Genomic DNA, 1,213 nt, shown 5'->3' with positions numbered 1-1,213 from the left:
CCGGGCCAGGGTCTCCACCACCTCTCACACCGCTCTCACACGAACGAGCACCGGGCGTGGGTGGACAATTCGCCTACGCTTCCCCGCCATGCGGTTCCGGGACCTCGGACCCCTGTGGATCGAGCAGGACGGTCTCCCGCGCCCGGTGGGCGGAACCCGCCTCGAGGCCCTCGTCGGGGTGCTCCTGGTGCGGATCGGCGAGGCCGTGCCCACCTCGACGATCGTCGAGGCCGTCTGGGGTGCGCAGCCGCCCGACCGGGCCCTCGCCTCGCTGGACTCCCTGCTGTGGCGGTTGCGGCGCGTCCTCGAACCCGACCGCGCACCCCGCGCGCCCTCCGAGCTGCTCCTGAGCGGGGACCGCGGCTACCGCCTCGCGGTCGGCGACGACGACGTCGACTCGCGCGCGTTCGCCGCCGCCACCACCGCCGTGGCGGACGCACTCGCCGTCGGCGACCTCGGCACCGCCGTCGAGACCAGCGACCGCGCGCTGGGCGCCTGGCGCGGCCGGCCCTACGACGGCCTCTCGAGCTGGGACGGGTGGACCGCGGCGCGGGCCCGGCTCGAGGAGCTCCACGTCGATCTGCAGCAGCACCGCATCGACGCCCTGCTCGGGCTGGGGCACCCCGAGCGGGCCGTGAGCGAGCTCCGTCCGCTGCTCGAGGCCCACCCGTTCCGGGAGCGGCTGTGGGAGCAGCAGATGCTCGGGCTCTACCGGGCGGGCCGGCAGGCGGCGGCCCTCGGGGTCTTCGACGAGGCCCGGCGGGTGCTCGCGTCCGAGCTCGGTGTCGACCCCGGCCCCGGGCTGGTGGCGCTCCACCGACGGATCCTCGGCCACGACCCCGCCCTGGACGCCGGGGCGCCGAGGGCCACCCCGCGCCCGCGGATCGGCCTGCCGCGACGGCGGGCATCCCTCGTCGGGCGGGAGGACGACCGGGCCGCGATCGGGAAGCTCCTGCACCCCGGCGCCGTCGTGACCCTGACCGGCCCGGTCGGGGCCGGCAAGACCCGGCTCGCCCTCGGCGTCGCCGAGGACGTCGCGGAACGGTTCCCCGGCGGCGTGTGGTTCGTCGAGCTCTCGACGATCGACGAACCCGCCCGGGTCGCCGGCCACGTCGCCGCCGCGGCCGGGGTCGAGGTCGTCCCCGGGACGCGGACGGTCGATGCCCTGGCCGCGTTCAGCCGCCTCCGGCCGGTCCTCCTCGTGCTCGACACC

1 protein-coding gene is annotated in these 1,213 nt (G+C 76.9%); it reads left to right on the top strand.

Features of this window, described 5'->3' with window-relative positions:
* Positions 1-88: 88 nt before the first annotated feature.
* On the top strand, positions 89-1,213 hold a 1,125-nt coding region (locus AC0CYZ_RS24420), incomplete at its 3' end, for an AfsR/SARP family transcriptional regulator (RefSeq protein WP_472220153.1).

The sequence above is a fragment of the Actinomycetospora sp. genome (assembly GCF_055612215.1).
Note: the sequence above shows the minus strand (reverse complement) of the source record. Positions and strands in the feature narration are given on the sequence as shown.